This window comes from Amycolatopsis sp. NPDC051372 (genome assembly GCF_040682095.1).
Classification (GTDB): domain Bacteria; phylum Actinomycetota; class Actinomycetes; order Mycobacteriales; family Pseudonocardiaceae; genus Amycolatopsis.
The window spans coordinates 127,073-142,794 of record NZ_JBFBAF010000001.1; the positions used below are offsets into that span (position 1 = coordinate 127,073).

A 15,722-nucleotide genomic window follows, 5' to 3' on the forward strand; every position below is an offset into this window, starting at 1 on the left:
TACGGCTGGGCCGCTTACCGGCAATATCCTGACCGAGGTGGACCGGTCTCCGCGTCATCCTGTGGGTCGAACTCGTCACCCGACCTGAGTAGTACCCAACCGCTTCCGCGGTTGATGTGCGATCGGTGAAACCCCTGAGACGACCCTGAACTTCAGCGCCCGAAGACCAGCACAGTGGATCAAGAACTCAGCCGAGGCCGGGGCGCGCGAGGCCGGTTTCGTAGGCAAGCACGACGGCCTGCACGCGGTCGCGAAGGTCGAGTTTCGCCAGGATACGGCCGACATGCGTCTTCACCGTGGCTTCGGAGAGAAAGAGCGTTTCGGCGATCTCGAGGTTCGACATGCCCTTCGCGATGAGCACGAGGACCTCGCGTTCGCGGTCGGTCAGCACGTCGAGCTCGCGCGCGTCGCGCACCGGCGAGCCGCCGGCGCCCACGAAGCGGTCGAGCAGCCGCTTGGTCACCGAGGGTGACACCACGGCGTCGCCCGAAGCGACGGACCGCAGCGCCGACACGAGGTGGTCGGGCGGGGTGTCCTTGAGCAGGAAACCCGACGCACCGCCCTGCAGGGCCGCGTAGACGTACTCGTCGAGGTCGAAGGTGGTCATCACCAGCACGCGCGCGGTCCCGGCGGTCACGATCTGCTTCGTGGCCTCCACCCCGTCGAGCACCGGCATGCGCACGTCCATGAGCACGACGTCGGGCCGCAGCTCGTCGGCCAGGCGGATGGCCTGCGCGCCGTCACCGGCCTCGCCCACCACGTCGATGTCGGCCTGCGCGCCCAGCACCATGCGGAAGCCGACGCGCATCAGTTCCTGGTCGTCCACGACCACCACTTTGATCACGGCGCCAACCTAACGGGCAGCACGGCCCGCACCTGCCACCCACCGGCGGGCGCTGGGCCCACCTCCAGCGTTCCGCCGTACACGTTCGCGCGCTCCCGCATCCCGATCAGTCCGTTCCCGCCCGCGACCTGCAGTCGCGGGGCCTTCTTCGACGGCGCTCCGGCGCCCACCGTCACCTGTTCGAGTTGACGCGCGCGGCCGGCGCCGTCGTCGCGGACGAGCACTTCCACGGTGTCGTTCTTGCCTTCGGTCGTGCGCCGCACGTGGACCTCGGCGCGCGCGCCGGTGCCGGCGTGCTTGAGCGTGTTCGTGAGCGACTCCTGCACGATGCGGTAGATGCCGAGGGAGACGCCGGCGGGTAAGTCGGTGAGGCCGTCGTCCACCCGCAGGTCCACGGGAACGCCGGCGCCACGCATGCGTTCGGCCAGCTCACCCAGGGCATTGGCGTCGGGCTGGGGCACGCGGGGTTCGCCGTCGCCGTGGTCGCCGCGCAGCACCTCGAGCAGCCGGCGCAGCTCGCCGAGGGCGCCGCGGCCGGTTTCGGAGATCGTCTGCAGGGCGCGCCCGGCCAGCTCGGGGTTGGTCGGCAGGGCGAGCGCCGCGCCGTCGGCCTGTACGACCATCACGCTCACGGAGTGGGCGACCACGTCGTGCAGCTCGCGCGCGATGCGGCCGCGCTCCTCGGCCACGGCGATGCGCGTGGCCTGGTCGCGTTCGGTCTCCAGCAGGTGCAGGCGCGCTTCCACCTCCAGCTGGTACGCGCGCCGCGCACCGACGAACTCGCCGAGCGTCCAGCAGAGCGCGATGCCGAAGGCGGTGAACAGCGCGTTGCCCAGCCACGGTGTCGACTTGTCGGTGAACACCTCGACGCCGGTCATCAGCACGAGCGCGCCGACATAGATCAGCCCCTGCTTGCGCCCGATATAGACCAGGATCGAGTACAGGCTCATCGCGAGCGCCGCGACGGAGGAGAAGCCGAGCGACAGCGCCCCGTGCGCGATGGCGACGAAGTACACGACGTAAGCCGAGACCAGAGGCTTCTTCCGCCGGAATACGAGCGGCGCCACCATGGCGACGTCGATCGGCAGCGAGATGAACCACGGCGGCGGGTGGTTCTCGTGGCCGACGCTGCCGCCGACGAACAGCACGAAGTCGATGAACAGCAGGACCACCGCGAGCAGTGTGTCCCCCACCATGGGGTGGGCACGCATCCAGAGGCTCAGCCGTCGCACCCGACAAGATTAGGTCCGCACTCGGGCACGGCGCGTCATCCTCGGGTAGCACTGTCGGTCGCACTCGCGGTGGTCGGGCATGGCACGATTTCCCGGCGGAACGACTGACGAGAGGGGACCAGGGCCGTGACGGAGCTGGGTCGCCTCGCGGGCCCGCTGTCGATGTCGGTCGCCAACCTGTGCCACCGGCTCACCTCGCAGGTCTCGCCGCGCACGGCCGCCGGGTTCGCCGAGGTGCAGCGCCGGCTCGCCGCGCCGCTGCAGGTGGCCGTGGCCGGGCGGATCAAGTCGGGCAAGTCCACGCTGGTCAACGCGTTGATCGGCCGCCGGGTCGCGCCCACCGACGTCGGTGAGTGCACGCGCCTGGTCACCCGCTTCCAGTACGGCACGGTCGACCGCGTCGAGGTCGTGTTCACCGACGGCACCAAGCAGGTGCTGCCCTTCGCGGCCGACGGGTCGATCCCGGCCGAGCTCGGCGTGGACGTCACGAAGGTCTCGCACCTCGAGGCCTACCTGACCAACGCGGTGCTGCAGGGCATGACCGTGATCGACACCCCGGGCCTGGGCTCGCTCGACGCCGCGTCCGTCTCGCGCACGGAGCAGCTGCTGGGCGCCGCGCGGGAGGACACCGGTTCGGACGACCTCGACGACACCTCCCGCAATGCCGTCGCCGGCGCGGAAGCCGTGCTCTACGTGGTGACGCAGGGCGTGCGGGCCGACGACCAGCAGGCGCTCGCCGCGTTCACCGCCGCCACCGCGAGCCGCGAGGCGGGCCCGGTGAACGCGATCGCGGTGCTGAACAAGGCGGACACGATCGTCGCGGAGACCGTCGAGGGCTCGGGCGGCGACATCTGGGTGGCGGCGAAGCTGCTCGCGGAGAAGCAGGCGAGCACGCTCAAGCCGCGCGTCGCCGACGTGCTGCCGGTGATCGGCCTGATCGCCGAGTCGGCCGAGTCGGGCGGCTTCACCTCGGCCGACGCCGACGCGCTGCACCAGCTCGCCGACCTCGACGACGACGTCCTCGAGACCATGCTCATCTCGGCCGACATCTTCACCAGCTGGGAGTGCGACGTGCCCGCCGGCGTCCGGCTGCGGCTGCTGGAGAAGCTCGACCTCTACGGCGTCCGCCGCGCCGTCGACGCGATCCGCGCCGAACCCGCCATCACCGCGGGAGCTCTGCGTCGGGTGCTGCTCGACGCGTCGGGCCTCGACGCGGTGCGCCAGCGCCTGGCCATCGTCTTCGCGGCGCGCGCCGACGGGATCAAGGCCGCCGCGGCGCTGGCGTCGGTGACCGCGCTGGCCCACGCGTCGGGCGATCCCGGCGAACGCCAGCGCGTGCACGACGCGATCGAGGTCCTGCTCGCCAAGCCGGAGGCACATCAGCTGCGGCTGCTGGAGGCGTTGACGCTGGTGGCCTCCGGAGCCGTCGACATGCCGGAGGACCTCGCGGAAGAGGTGTTGCGCGTCGGCAGCAACGCCGACCTCGGCGCACAGCTCGGGCTCCCCGGCGCCGCCCGGCCGGAACTGGCCGCTCACGCCCTCGAACGCGCGGGCTGGTGGCGCTCCTTTGCTTCGTTCGGCGCAACGCCCGCGCAGAGCCGCGTGGCGCACGTCGTTCACCGGGCCTATTTCCTGATCTGGCAACAGATCCGCATGCCCTAGGTTTGTCGTCGTTCACGCGTAGGGTGGATTTCGTGCGGCTGGAGAACACCACCTCGTGGCGGGCGTCCTGGGGGAGCGAGCAGGAGATCGACATCGCTCTGTACCTCCGGGACGTGCTCGCGTTGTCGGTCGCCGAGGGCCAGCTGCTGCCGCCGGTAGAGCCCGCGGTGCCGGTGCGCGTGCCGCCGGCCATCGACCGCGCCGCCGTTCAGGCCCAGTGGGCGGACTGGTGGACCGATCTCCTGGAGTTCATCCGGCTCCGCGGCGAATCGGGTTCGCGGACGCCCCGCGGCCGCTTCGGCCGGCCCGCGCCCGGCGACGGCTCGGCCATCGACCTGGCCATCCAGCACTTCACATCCGCCGCCGCGCGCCACTTCACGGAGGCTCGCCGGCCGGCTCTGCACGCCGCGTTGGGCGCCGCGGGCTTCTACCGGCGGCAGATCGTGGCGGGCGACCGGCTGGGGCAGCTCGTCCGCGAGACCGAAGTCGACCTCGGCCGGCGTGCGCGGCCCTTTCGGCTGTCGGTCATCGAGATCTCCGTGGCGGGCCGCGTCTGGCTCCGGACCGCCGAGGACCAGATCCTCGTGTCTTCCCGCTTCGCCGAAGACGTGCCTTCGCTGGAGCAGGCGATGCGCTCGGTGATCCGCGACCTCGCCTGACGGCGCGCGCAAGCGTTTGCGCTCCCGGATTCGCGCCCGACTGGCGAAGATCTGCTCCGGACTGGTGGAATCCCGGCGGGCCGAACGGGCGGTCCGCGGGACGAGGCGGGGGTGAGGGGTGTGGCCTGGTTCCGCAACCGCGGCACGGAACCCGCCGACGGGGAGCCCGGAACCACCACCGACACGTCCGCGTCGAACACGGATGTGGACGTCGTAGCTGCCCCCGGTGATCTCGAACGCGCGCTGGCCGATCGTCAGGCGCTCATCCAGCTCTGCCTCTACGCGCTCGACCGTGCCCGCAGCGGCGGTGTGGTCCAGCGGCTCGAACATGGCCTCGCCGACATCGGCGTCACCGCGCTGCGCCCCGACGGCGAGCGCTTCGACCCCGCGTGCCACGAGGCCGGCGGCGCGATCCCCACCGACGACCCGGCGCTCGACGGCGTGGTCGCCGAGACCGAGGTGATCGGGTTCGCCGAGGGCCAGCGGCTGCTGCGCGCGCCCATCGTCACCGTCTACGCGAAGCGAGCCCAGTGACCTCACCCAGCCTTCCCGCCCAGGTCCAGGCCGCGCGCGAGCAGCTGCTCACCGTGGTCCGCGACGCCGATCCGCAGGCTGCCAAGTGGGTGGACGACGTGCGCCGGGTGCGCGCGGCGAAACCGTCGGTCGTGGTCGTCGGCGAGACCAACCGCGGCAAGAGCACGCTGGTCAACGCGCTGCTCGCGACTCCAGGACTGTCCCCTGTGGACGCTGACGTCGCCACCGCCACCTACCTCGTCTTCGAGCACGCGGAGCAGTGGGGCGCGCAGGCCTGTTACCCCGGGCAGCTCGCGCCGGTGCCGATCCAGCTGACCGAGCTGGTCAACTGGGTCTCGGCCGCCCACGAGCTGCCGCCGGGTCAGATCCCGCCGCGCTACGTCGAGGTGTCCGGGCCGGTGCCGCTGCTGGAGCGCGTGACGCTCGTCGACACCCCGGGCGTCGGCGGCCTCGACTCGCTGCACGGCGAGCTGGCCCGCGAGGCGGCGGCGAGCGCGACGGCGCTGGTGTTCGTGCTCGACGCGTCGGCGCCGTTCACGTCCACCGAGCTGCAGTTCCTGCGCGACGTCGCCGACCGCGTCGAAACCGTGCTGTTCGTGCTGGCCAAGACCGACGCGTTCCGCGGCTGGCGCGAGATCCTCGAGGCCGACCGGCAGCTGCTCGCCGAGCACGCCCCGCGCTTCGCCGACGCGGTGTTCCACCCCGTCTCGGCCCGCGTGTTCGAAACGGCCGCGAAAGCGCCGAACGAGCAGGTCGCGGCCATGCTGCGCGAGAAGTCGGGTATCGCCGCCGTGCAGGTCGCGTTGCAGGAGATGCTCGTCGGCCGCTCGATGATGCTGGCCGAGGCCAACACCCTGCGCGCGCTCTCCAGCGCGCTGGCCGGCATCAAGGCGAAGCTGCAGGCCGAGAGCCGGGCGCTCTCGGCGGGCGAGGCCGAGGCGGAACAGCTGCGCGAACGCCGGGACCACCTGCAGGCCGAACGCCGCTCGTCCACCCGCGGCTGGCAGCTGAAGTTGCGGGGCGAGATCCAGCGCACCCGCGTGGAAGTCGGCCACGAGAGCAGCCGCGAAATGCGCGACGCCCAGACCCACTTCCGCCAGCGCATCGACTCGGCGAAGCGCGACGAGCTGGCCGCGTTGCCGCAGCAGGTGGACCTCGCGTTGCAGACGACGTCGCAGCGCGTCTCGATGCTGCTTTCGCAACGGCTGAACCACGTGACCAACGTGGCGCTGTCCGAGCTGTTCTCCCCCGAGGAGCTCGACGTGATCCGCGCGCAGTTCGCGCGGGCCGGCGGGCCGCCCGTCGTGCTGCGGCCGCCGGACAAGAAGCCGCCGACGGCCGAGGACAAGCTGCTGGTGTTCATGGGCATCTCGGGCGGCGTCGGCGCGGGCAAGATCGCCGCGTTGCCGCTGGCCGGCGTCGCGATCCTGAACCCGGTGGTGCTGCCGGCCACGATCATCATCGGCCTCGGTGCCGGCTGGTGGATGGCCCGCACGCGCAAGCACGCCGCCGACAAGCAGCACATGAAGCAATGGCTGGTGGAGGCCATCGCCGACGCACGCTCCACGCTCGACCAGCTCGTGGCCGAGCAGCTCATCGAAGCCGAGCAGCAGCTGTCGATGGCGCTCGACGAGGCGCTGAGCCGCCGCATCGAGGCGATCGAGGCCGAGCTCAAGGACGTGGACCGCACGATCAAGATGGGCGCGCAGGAGCGGGCGAAGAACATCGCGATCGTTTCGAAGCGCCTGAAGGAGGCCACCGACGGCCACGCGAGGGCGGAATCGCTGCTCGGGCGCATCCGAACGCTGCGTGACCGGGGTTGATCAGCTTGTGGACCGGAACCGAACCGGCCTAACGTGAGTCCTACCGATCGACAGCTGAACGCAGCCGGCGAGACCCGGTCCTAAAAGGGGGCTTTTCCCATGTGGGTCGACGAGAGTGGCGGCACCGACACCGACGCCAGCGGGCCCGAGGACATGACGGTCCACGTCGAGGGCCAGGACTACCAGGCGGAGGTCAACTACGACGTCGACTCCGACGGCGTGAACGACACCGCCATCGTGGAGCACGACGACGGCACAGCGCAGGCGTTCATCGACTCGGACGGCGACGGCGTCGCCGACCAGTACGCCGTGCTGGACAGCTCCGGCCACGTCGTGGACCAGGCGGTTTACGATGAATCGAGCGGTGCGTGGGTCGAGTCCGGCGGTGCTGAGCACCCGGGCGGCACCGAACCGCATTCGCAGGACAACTCCACGACCGGCCACATCCACGCCGACCTGCCCGACGGCGAGGTCGACGCCGGCGTCGCCACGATCGACACCGACCACGACGGGCACAGCGACACCGCGATCGTCGAGACCAAGGACGGCGGCACGATGGCGTTCACCGACACCGACGGCGACGGCGAGGCCGACGTCGCGGTGGAGATCGGCGCCGACGGCAGCACGCACACTTACGAGCACACCGGCGACGGCCAGTGGACCGAGGCCGAGGCCGCCGGCGTCCGCGCGGCCGACCCGGCCGGCGACGCGGCCTGGGGCGGCGACGGCACGCAGTTGCTTTCGGGAGTCGCGAAGATCGATTCGGGAACCGGACAATGGATCAGCCCCAACTGACCCATTTGTAACTCACGTCACAACGGGCCCGGCACTCGCCGGGCCCGTTGTCGTTTCGCCGAACGCAGTGATCTTCGCCCGAATTGAGCACCCCGCATCGAAAGGATTTCCGGCGCTGGACCAATCCGGTGACAACTGAATCGATTCCCTTATCGTTCTTGTGAGAGAACCGACAGGTCAGCTCTCGGTTACCTGCCGGTCATCCGGCTACAGTCGAGGAATCCCAAAACCCGCACACCGGCTCACCCCCGGTGTGCGAAGCCATTCGGTCGCCGGCAACGAGGCCCGCACCCGGACACCGCGGTCCGGCGTGTGGGCTTATTTGTCGTCGGAAGTCAGGAGTAGAGATGACCGCAGTCGCCATCCCCGGACTGGACAATGCGCCGACGACGCACAGTGGCGTGCTGTCCTGGGTCCGGGAGGTCGCCGAGCTGACCACCCCGGACCGCGTGGTGTGGGTCGACGGGTCCGACGAAGAGGCCGCGAAGATCAACGACGAGCTGGTCGAGGCCGGGACCTTCGTAAAGCTGAAGGCCAAGCCGAACTCCTACTGGGCCACTTCCGACCCGGGCGACGTCGCTCGTGTCGAGGACCGGACCTTCATCTGCTCGCAGCGTGAGCAGGACGCCGGCCCCACGAACCACTGGGTCGCGCCGGCCGAGATGAAGGCCACGATGACCGAGCTGTACCGCGGGTGCATGCGGGGCCGCACGATGTACGTGATCCCGTTCTGCATGGGTCCGCTCTCCGACGAGAACCCCAAGCTGGGTCTGGAAATCACCGACTTCGCCTACGTCGTGGCGTCGATGCGCGTGATGACCCGCGCGGGCAAGGCGGCGCTGGACAAGTTCATCAACCCGGACGGCACCGAGCGCGACTTCGTGCCGGCGCTGCACTCCGTGGGCGCGCCGCTCGAGCCGGGCCAGAAGGACGTCGCCTGGCCCTGCAACGACACCAAGTACATCTCGCACTTCCCCGAGGAGCGCGCGATCTGGAGCTACGGCTCGGGTTACGGCGGCAACTCCTTGCTGGGCAAGAAGTGCTACTCGCTGCGCATCGCCTCGGTCATGGCGCGCGACGAGGGCTGGCTCGCCGAGCACATGCTGATCCTGAAGCTGATCTCGCCGGAGGACAAGGTCCACTACGTCGCGGCGGCGTTCCCGAGCGCCTGCGGCAAGACCAACCTCGCGATGCTGCAGCCGACCATCCCGGGCTGGCGCGCCGAGACCCTCGGCGACGACATCGCGTGGATGCGCTTCGGTGAAGACGGCCGTCTCTACGCCGTGAACCCGGAGTTCGGCTTCTTCGGCGTCGCGCCGGGCACCGACTGGCACACCAACCCGAACGCCATGCGCACCATCGAAAAGGGCAACACTGTCTTCACGAACGTCGCCCTCACCGACGACGGCGACATCTGGTGGGAGGGCATGGAGAACACGCCCGAGCACGCCACGTCGTGGAAGCACCAGGACTGGACGCCGGCGTCCGAGGAGAAGGCCGCGCACCCGAACTCGCGCTACTGCACGCCGATGTCGCAGTGCCCGATCCTCGCGCCGGAGTGGGACGACCCGCAGGGTGTGCCGATCTCGGCGATCCTGTTCGGCGGCCGCCGCAAGACCACGGTGCCGCTGGTGAACGAGGCCCGCGACTGGCAGCACGGCGTGTTCATGGGCGCCACGATGTCGTCGGAGACCACGGCCGCCGCGGCCGGCGCGGTGGGCAACGTGCGCCGCGACCCGATGGCGATGCTGCCGTTCCTCGGCTACCACGCCGGTGACTACTTCAAGCACTGGCTGACGCTGGGCAAGAACGCCGACGCGAACAAGCTGCCAAAGATCTTCTACGTCAACTGGTTCCGCCGCGGCGACGACGGCCGGTTCCTGTGGCCGGGCTTCGGCGAGAACTCGCGCGTGCTCAAGTGGGTCGTCGAGCGCGTCGAGGGCAAGGGCAACGCGGTCGAGACGCCGATCGGCTTCGTACCGCGCGCCGAGGACCTCGACACCGAGGGCCTCACCGAGCCGGCTTCGGACATCGAGGCGGCTCTGCAGGTCAACGCCGAAGAGTGGCGCGCGGAGCTGCCGCTGATCGAGGAGTGGTTCGAGAAGATCGGCGAGGTGCCCACCTCCCTGCGTGACGAGCTCGACGCGCTGGCCCATCGCCTGAGCTGACGTTCTGTCCGTCCGAAGGGGACGTTCGTGCCGTTGTGGTGCGAACGTCCCCTTCGTGCTCCGGCAGCCTCAAGATCGTCAGGGGTGCCCGGTAGCGTGAGCTGCATGGAAGCCTTCGCGCAACGGTGGTCCCGCCGATGATCATCGACGCCCGCGGCCTCGGCGTGAAGGCCGGCGACCTGTGGCTGCTCGACGACCTGGACTTCTCCGTCGACCCCGGCGAGTGCGCCGTGCTCGTCGGCCCCAACGGCGTCGGCAAGTCCACCCTGCTCCGGTGTCTGTACGGCATGCAGGACCCCCAGCGCGGCCGTGTCCACATCGACGGCGAGAAGCCCGACGAACGCAGCGTCGCCTTCCGCCGCAAGGTCTCCGTGCTCTTCGACGACTCCGACTTCTTCGCGGAGCTCACACCGATGCAGCACCTGGAACTCCTGGCCGGCTCCTTCGGTGTTGATCTCGGCGACTTCGACGCGTTGCTGGCGGATGCCGGCCTCGCCGACCGCGCGCGCGTCACCGCCGGCCACTTCTCCGCGGGCCAGCGCCGCCGGCTGCTGCTCCTCGGCGTCACGGCCCGCCCGCACAAGGTCCTCCTCCTCGACGAACCCGAACGCGCCCTCGACACCGCGGGCAAAGACTGGCTCGTGGACCTGATCAAACGCTCCACCTCCTCCGGCGCCGCCGTCGTGGTCGCCACTCACCACCAACCCCTCCTCGACGCGGCCGACAGCGTCCTCGAACTGTGGTGACCCCGGCCTCCCCCACCCGCGCGGCCGAAAGCGGGGTCACTCCGTGGTAGCCCTCGGCACCCGCCTCCGCGTCCCCGGCCGGAAGCGCTTCGGCGGGATCTTCAGCGGCGACAGCGCCACCTTCGTCCTCATCTTCGGCGTCGGCTTCCTCTTCACCGCGTTCTTCCGCACCGACGCGTGGCACCGAGTCCTTTTCGGACCGTCCCCTGTGGACTATCCCGCCGTCCTCGGGTTGGTCACGCTCTGCTGCGCGGTGGGCTGGCGCAGCCTGCTTCGGCGAGGCTTCGTCTGGACCGAACCCGCGGAACTCACCTGGATGGACTTCGCCCGCGTAGACCGCCGCCGCGTGGTGGCGAGCCGGCTGGCGGGCGGTCTGACCGGCTTCGTCATCGTCGTCGCCTACCTCGCCGGGCTGATGCTGGCCGTGGGTGGCAGCTCGCTCGACCTGTGGCGCGCGGCGCTCGCCCTGGTCGTGAGCAGCGCCGTGCTGGTGTTCGCCACCGCGCGGCGCACGGCGTTGCGCATCGACGTCGGCGGGCCGGTGCTGCTGGCCGTGGTGGGCGTCGTGATCGCGGCCGCGCACCTCGGGCCCATCGCGGTGCAGTACGCGGGCGCCGGCATCCTGCTCTGCGCCGTCGCGTTGTCGTTCGGCGGTGAACCGGTCACGCGCGCGGGCCGCGCGAGCCTGCTCGACGGCTGGAACGCGCGCGTGCTGCGCTCGGTCGCCGTCACGTTCCTCGACCCGATGATGATGCTGCCCGAAGCCACGGCGTCGGGCCGGTGGTCGCTGGCTCGGCCGACGCCACTCAGGCTGGCCGTCGCGGGCATCGCGGGGCGCTCGCGCTACGCGGGGATGCTGCTGCTCGTCGCGCTCGCCGTGGCGGTGGGGCACGTGGCCGTGCCGACGCTGCCGGGTTCGGTGCTCGTCGGCCTCGGGGGTTACGTCGCGCTGACCCCGTTCGGCGCCGGCCTCGGCGTCCTGTGGCGCAACCCCGGCCGCCGGCGTTGGCTGGGCTCCACGGATTCCGACCTCGTGATCGCTCACGGCGCGGTGCTCGCCGTCGTCGCCGTCGTGTGGTCGGCGCTGCTCGCGGCCGCGCTCGCGGCGCTCGGCACGTCGGTCGACGCGCTGTCGTGGGTGACCGTGGCACTCGCTGTGCTGTCGGTGTTGCGCACGGTCACGCGCAAGCCCGTGGACTACAGCAGCGCCGGATTCGTCGACACGCCGGCGGGCCCGCTGCCCGCGAACCTCGCTCGCCAGCTCTTCCGCGGACCTGACCTCCTCGTGCTCGGCATCGCGGCCCTCTCGCTGCTCGGCTGAGCCGCGCCCGGCGGGTTACTAATCCGGCCAAAAGTAGGCCGACCCCCAAGCGGCGCGCAACCGTCGCTACGAAGTCATTCGGCCGTGACTGTGGTCGGCTTAGTAACGATCGGCACAGTAGGCTCCCACCGGACGAGAGGAGCTGACGTGGGCGGTGCACACGCTCCGGGCACCGGCCGCCGGGCGACCAGCGAGTTCCCACCCGGCTGGACCGACGAGCAGATCATCGCGGTGATCAAGGACGTCGCCAACGATCCGAGCGAACCCCGCACCCGGCAGTACAACGGCCGCTGGCGCTGCGTCGGCGAACGCTACGGCGTGCAGGTCGTGGTGCTGGTCGACCCGGAGGGCTTCGTCCACACGGGATACCCCGTCGCCGGCGCGGGCGTGATCCGCAACCCGGACACCGCGCGGGACCCCGCGAACCCGACGGTGGCCGACCGCGCCGAGAACCGCATCAGCTACTTCACCGACAGCCTGCTCGACCTGCTGGCCGACCGCCTCCCGGTCGAGGACCTGGCCCACTACCGCACGCTGCAGTGGTCCGGCGAATGGGAAGAACTCACCGACACCCTCGCCGCCCACATCACCATCGCCGACGTGCCGCTCAGCCCGGACGAGACCTCGGACTTCGAGAAGCTCCTGAACTCCTTCGACCTTCCGGTCCGCGCGTGTGCGTTCATCAACGACCGGGAGCACATCCTGGGGAAGCTGCGCGCCTAGCTGGCTTGGGACAACGCGGCCTTGAACGCGGGGTCCGCTTCGGCGTCTTCGCACGCCGTCCGCAGCACGTCGAGCGGCACCCCCACCGCGTCGGCGATCGCCGCGACCGTGAAGAACGCCGGCGTCGGGATGCGCCCGGTCTCGATCTTCCGCAGCGTTTCCACCGAGATCCCGGCCTCGGCCGCGACGTCGACCATGCTGCGGCCCGCGCGGGCAGCGCGCAGCGCCACCCCGAGGCGCTCACCGCGGGAGCGCTCTTCATCCGTCAACGGGACCCGAACCATGCCCCGCAGTCTAGTCGAAAGTTGTCCACTGCCTGTGGACAACTCTGTGCACAAGGTGTGGAAACTCGCTCCGGCCAGGCAACCACAACACCTGGTGCCTGTGCTGACCGCCGCTACCGCCCCTAGATCAACACCGAAACCGGTCCCGGACAGCTGTCCACGAGGTTGTCCACAGCTGGACCTGGAATGGCCAAATCGTTGCCCGGTTTGTGTGACGTCCACGTGGCTGAAGTCCTAGGGTCAGGCCCGTTGTGTGTTGCGTGAGTGTTAAGTGAGGTCCGATGTCCACAACCAAACAGGACGGGCGGGTGCGCGGGTTCCAATTCAGCCCGTGGAACCTGTTGCTGATCGTCCCGCTGCTGATCCTGGTCACGCCGTTGTTCAACTTCGACGGCCCCCGCCTCTTCGGCATGCCGTTCTTCTACTGGTTCCAGCTCGTGTTCGTCGCCGCCGGCGTGCTGTGCACCGGCATCGTCTACTGGGCGACCCGCAAGGAGCCGACCACTGACGAGCCGGACAAGCTGAGCGTGGACGACCTCGACGAGGGTGAAAGCCGATGACCATCCAGTGGGTCCAGCTGACCATCTTCGTCATCCTCTTCGCGCTCGTCACCGTGCTCGGGTTCGTCGCGTCGCGCTGGAAGGCCGGCGCGAACCTCGACCACCTCGACGAGTGGGGCCTCGGCGGCCGCAAGTTCGGCGCGTGGATCACGTGGTTCCTGCTCGGAGGGGACCTCTACACGGCGTACACGTTCGTCGCCGTGCCCGCGCTGGTGTTCAGTGCCGGCGCGCTCGGCATGTACGCGCTGCCCTACACGATCGTCGTCTACCCGATCGTGCTGCTGCCCGCGCTGCGCATGTGGTCCGTCAGCCGCTCGCGCGGCTACGTGACGCCGGCCGACTTCGTCCGCGGCCGGTTCGGTTCGCCGACGCTCGCGTTCCTCATCGCCATCACCGGAATCGTCGCGACCATGCCGTACATCGCGCTGCAGCTGGTGGGCCTCGAGGCCGTGCTTCGCACGATGGGCATCAACGGCTCCGGCATCGTCGGGCACCTGCCGCTGCTGGTCGCGTTCCTGATCCTGGCGCTGTACACGTACCAGTCGGGCCTGCGCGCGCCCGCGCTGATCGCGTTCGTCAAGGACATCCTGATCTACATCGTGATCATCGTGGCGATCGTGTACCTGCCCTCGAAGCTCGGCGGCTGGGACCACATCTTCAACCAGGCCGCCACGAAGCTGGCCACGCCGAGCCCGGCCACGGGCAAGCCGGCGGGCTCGATCCTGCTGACGTCGGCCAACCAGTTGCAGTACGCCACGCTGGCCCTCGGTTCGGCGCTCGCGCTGTTCCTCTACCCGCACTCGCTCACGAGCGTGCTCGCCTCGCGTGGGCGCAACGTGATCAAGCGCAACATGGTCGCCCTGCCAGCGTACTCGCTGGTGCTCGGCCTGCTCGCGCTGCTCGGGTACGTCGCGATCAGCGCCGGCGTGAAGCCGCTGACCAACAACGCGACCGGCAAGCCCGACGGCAACACCATCGTCCCGCTGCTGTTCGACTCGCAGTTCGCACACTGGTTCGCCGGCATCGCGTTCGCCGCGATCGGCATCGGCGCGCTGGTGCCGGCCGCGATCATGTCGATCGCGGCGGCGAACCTGTGGACGCGCAACATCTACAAGGAGTACATCCGCAAGAACGCGACGCCGAAGCAGGAAGCCAAGCAGGCCAAGCTCGCGTCGCTGATCGTGAAGCTCGGCGCGGTGCTGGTGATCATCCTGATCGACCCGCAGTTCTCCATCGACCTGCAGCTCATCGGCGGTGTCCTGATCCTGCAGACGCTGCCCGCCGTGGCGCTCGCGCTGTACACGCGGTGGCTGCACAAGGCCGGCCTCATCGCCGGCTGGGTCGTGGGCATGGGCTGGGGCCTGATCATGCTGTACGGGATCCCCAACCCCGCCAACGGAAAGCTGCACTTCGGCGGCTCGGCGCTCGCGATGGGCAACCTGTCGATCTTCGGCTGGCACCCGTTCTCGGGCACCGGCCTGACGACCGTGCAGATCTACCCGGGCTTCGTAGCGCTGATCGCCAACGTGCTGGTGGCCGTGATCGTCTCGGCCATCGCGCACGCGGCGAAGTGGAACCCCGGTGTCGACGAGACCCAGCCGGCGGACTACCACGCGGACGAGCACGACAAGGACCTGCGGCCCATCGGCGTGCACTGAGATTCAGGCCACGCTTTAGTCCACTGTGGACGGCCCCCTCACCGGTTCCGGTGAGGGGGCTTTCTCTTTGCCGATCATCGCGTTCGACACCACGTAGAGCACCACGGCGTTGAGCAGGTGCCACAGGAAGTGCGTGCCGACGGGGAAATCTCCGCACACGACGCCGTCGATGGTGCGCAAAGCCAGCGACAACGCGAACATTGCGCCCGCCACCGCGAAGTGCGTCCAGTACGGGTCGCGCGCGTACGCGAGCACACCCGCGAACACCGCCAGCCCGATCAGCGCCGGGAGGTACAGCCCGCCGCCGAGCGCCGCCAGCGCGGCCGTGAGCACCACGAACGCGGGCGCCGCCAGCCACGACTTGCGCAGGGGCACACCGAAGAACACCTGCGGGAACTTCGCGGCGTAGTAGAGCACGAACACAAGGATGAAGCCGGAGTCGGCGGCCCCGCCCCAGCGCGTCGCGAGCAGGTGGAACGCCGTGCTGGCCAGGAACACGAGCCCGACGAGCACCGCGAGCGTTCGCCCGGTCCGCCGTCCGTCGGCTCGCCACCACACCGCGATGGCGGACCCGAGGAACGCCAGGTTGGTGACGTCGTTCAGCGGCTCGCCCCACAGCCCGGGCGCGAGGCGTTCGCAGTAACCGTCCACGTATGCGGTCCAGTTCACGGGGGTAAGCAAACTCCACCCGGGTGAACGCGCGGTGCCAAGGG

The 15,722-nt window shown here is 69.9% G+C and carries 15 protein-coding genes; 11 read left to right on the top strand and 4 right to left on the bottom strand.

The features are described from left to right. Positions 1-187 precede the first annotated feature (187 nt). Positions 188-844: a response regulator transcription factor gene (locus AB0M56_RS00555; protein ID WP_364169276.1), complete on the bottom strand. Its 657-nt coding sequence runs from the start codon at positions 842-844 to the stop codon at positions 188-190. After that, positions 841-2,040 (bottom strand): histidine kinase, encoded by a 1,200-nt coding sequence (locus AB0M56_RS00560; RefSeq protein WP_364170692.1) that lies wholly within the window; start codon positions 2,038-2,040, stop codon positions 841-843. The genes AB0M56_RS00555 and AB0M56_RS00560 overlap by 4 nt, the downstream gene beginning before the upstream one ends. Before the next feature lie 198 nt (positions 2,041-2,238). Here AB0M56_RS00560 and AB0M56_RS00565 point away from each other — a divergent pair, with 198 nt between their 5' ends. The 9 genes from AB0M56_RS00565 (at position 2,239) to AB0M56_RS00605 (ending at position 12,507) form a co-directional block, all read left to right on the top strand. Further along, a complete protein-coding gene (locus AB0M56_RS00565; RefSeq protein ID WP_364170694.1) occupies positions 2,239-3,738 on the top strand; it encodes a dynamin family protein in 1,500 nt (499 codons plus the stop codon). A gap of 32 nt (positions 3,739-3,770) precedes the next feature. Further along, complete coding sequence (locus AB0M56_RS00570) at positions 3,771-4,397, top strand: hypothetical protein (RefSeq protein WP_364169278.1); 627 nt, start codon at positions 3,771-3,773, stop codon at positions 4,395-4,397. A 204-nt stretch (positions 4,398-4,601) separates the two neighbouring features. Further along, positions 4,602-4,931 (top strand): nucleotide exchange factor GrpE, encoded by a 330-nt coding sequence (gene grpE, locus AB0M56_RS00575; protein ID WP_364170696.1) that lies wholly within the window; start codon positions 4,602-4,604, stop codon positions 4,929-4,931. Then, on the top strand, positions 4,928-6,754 hold the full coding sequence (locus AB0M56_RS00580; protein WP_364169281.1) for a dynamin family protein: 1,827 nt from the start codon (positions 4,928-4,930) through the stop codon (positions 6,752-6,754). The genes grpE and AB0M56_RS00580 overlap by 4 nt, the downstream gene beginning before the upstream one ends. 99 nt (positions 6,755-6,853) lie before the next feature. Beyond that, positions 6,854-7,549: a hypothetical protein gene (locus AB0M56_RS00585; protein ID WP_364169284.1), complete on the top strand. Its 696-nt coding sequence runs from the start codon at positions 6,854-6,856 to the stop codon at positions 7,547-7,549. A gap of 347 nt (positions 7,550-7,896) precedes the next feature. Continuing rightward, positions 7,897-9,717 carry a phosphoenolpyruvate carboxykinase (GTP) gene (locus tag AB0M56_RS00590; protein ID WP_364169287.1) on the top strand — a complete coding sequence of 607 codons (1,821 nt, stop codon included), beginning with the start codon at positions 7,897-7,899 and terminating at the stop codon, positions 9,715-9,717. 140 nt (positions 9,718-9,857) lie between these two features. Further along, positions 9,858-10,463: an ABC transporter ATP-binding protein gene (locus AB0M56_RS00595; protein WP_364170698.1), complete on the top strand. Its 606-nt coding sequence runs from the start codon at positions 9,858-9,860 to the stop codon at positions 10,461-10,463. Between the two features lie 43 nt (positions 10,464-10,506). Continuing rightward, the gene (locus AB0M56_RS00600) at positions 10,507-11,784 is read left to right on the top strand and encodes a DUF6297 family protein (RefSeq protein ID WP_364169290.1); all 1,278 of its coding nucleotides are present in this window, start codon (positions 10,507-10,509) and stop codon (positions 11,782-11,784) included. A 147-nt stretch (positions 11,785-11,931) separates the two neighbouring features. After that, positions 11,932-12,507 (top strand): EndoU domain-containing protein, encoded by a 576-nt coding sequence (locus tag AB0M56_RS00605; RefSeq protein ID WP_364169292.1) that lies wholly within the window; start codon positions 11,932-11,934, stop codon positions 12,505-12,507. Here AB0M56_RS00605 and AB0M56_RS00610 read toward each other — a convergent pair. After that, positions 12,504-12,791, bottom strand: a complete 288-nt coding sequence (locus AB0M56_RS00610) for a helix-turn-helix transcriptional regulator (RefSeq protein ID WP_354865441.1) — start codon at positions 12,789-12,791, stop codon at positions 12,504-12,506. The two genes, AB0M56_RS00605 and AB0M56_RS00610, sit on opposite strands and share 4 nt — an antisense overlap. Positions 12,792-13,072: 281 nt before the next feature. Between AB0M56_RS00610 and AB0M56_RS00615 the strand changes: the two genes are divergently transcribed. Further along, a complete protein-coding gene (locus tag AB0M56_RS00615; protein ID WP_364169295.1) occupies positions 13,073-13,351 on the top strand; it encodes a DUF3311 domain-containing protein in 279 nt (92 codons plus the stop codon). Beyond that, a complete protein-coding gene (gene mctP, locus AB0M56_RS00620) occupies positions 13,348-15,009 on the top strand; it encodes a monocarboxylate uptake permease MctP (RefSeq protein ID WP_364169298.1) in 1,662 nt (553 codons plus the stop codon). The genes AB0M56_RS00615 and mctP overlap by 4 nt, the downstream gene beginning before the upstream one ends. 15 nt (positions 15,010-15,024) lie before the next feature. Here the strand turns inward: mctP and AB0M56_RS00625 are convergent, their stop codons facing one another. Beyond that, positions 15,025-15,678, bottom strand: coding sequence for a hypothetical protein (locus tag AB0M56_RS00625; protein WP_364169301.1), 654 nt, complete (start codon positions 15,676-15,678; stop codon positions 15,025-15,027). Between the last annotated feature and the right edge of the window lie 44 nt (positions 15,679-15,722).

Excerpts from the sequence above, each read along its gene's own strand:
- AB0M56_RS00560 (WP_364170692.1), bottom strand. The coding sequence starts at position 2,040 with ATGGTGGGGGACACACTGCTCGCGGTGGTCCTGCTGTTCATCGACTTC.
- AB0M56_RS00565 (WP_364170694.1), top strand. The coding sequence starts at position 2,239 with ATGTCGGTCGCCAACCTGTGCCACCGGCTCACCTCGCAGGTCTCGCCG.
- AB0M56_RS00585 (WP_364169284.1), top strand. The coding sequence starts at position 6,854 with ATGTGGGTCGACGAGAGTGGCGGCACCGACACCGACGCCAGCGGGCCC.
- AB0M56_RS00590 (WP_364169287.1), top strand. The coding sequence starts at position 7,897 with ATGACCGCAGTCGCCATCCCCGGACTGGACAATGCGCCGACGACGCAC.
- AB0M56_RS00610 (WP_354865441.1), bottom strand. The coding sequence starts at position 12,791 with ATGGTTCGGGTCCCGTTGACGGATGAAGAGCGCTCCCGCGGTGAGCGC.
- AB0M56_RS00615 (WP_364169295.1), top strand. The coding sequence starts at position 13,073 with ATGTCCACAACCAAACAGGACGGGCGGGTGCGCGGGTTCCAATTCAGC.
- mctP (WP_364169298.1), top strand. The coding sequence starts at position 13,348 with ATGACCATCCAGTGGGTCCAGCTGACCATCTTCGTCATCCTCTTCGCG.